The sequence below is a fragment of the Mucilaginibacter phyllosphaerae genome, from assembly GCF_004378255.1.
Lineage (GTDB): Bacteria > Bacteroidota > Bacteroidia > Sphingobacteriales > Sphingobacteriaceae > Mucilaginibacter > Mucilaginibacter phyllosphaerae.
In genome coordinates, this window is record NZ_SNQG01000017.1 from 1 (window position 1) to 380 (window position 380).

A 380-nucleotide genomic window follows, 5' to 3' on the forward strand; every position below is an offset into this window, starting at 1 on the left:
CATCTCCGGGCCCAGGAGAAGTCCTGATTCGCAACCACAGCATCGCGGTCAACCCCATCGACTGGAAGCAACAAACCCTGGGAGTCATGGTGGAGTCGTACCCAAAGATCCTGGGTTCTGACATCGCGGGCGTTGTCGTCGAGGCCGGTCCGGCCGTGGACAACTTCAAGCCGGGAGATCGCGTCCTGGCCGCCGCGCCCAGCATCACCACCAACAACGCCGACAAGTCCGCCTTCCAGACCTTCACCGTCGTGCCGGCCTCGTACGCGACCAAGATCCCCGACTCGCTCACCTTCAACCAGGCCGCCACCCTGCCCATGGCCGTGAACACGGCATCCATCGCCTTCTTCGCCAACCTGAACCTGCCCCTCCCCCCCGAT

Annotated in this window: 1 protein-coding gene; it reads left to right on the forward strand. The window is 63.9% G+C overall.

From position 1 onward, the window contains the following. On the forward strand, positions 1–380 hold a 380-nt coding region (locus E2R65_RS19485), incomplete at both ends, for an alcohol dehydrogenase catalytic domain-containing protein (protein WP_158285304.1).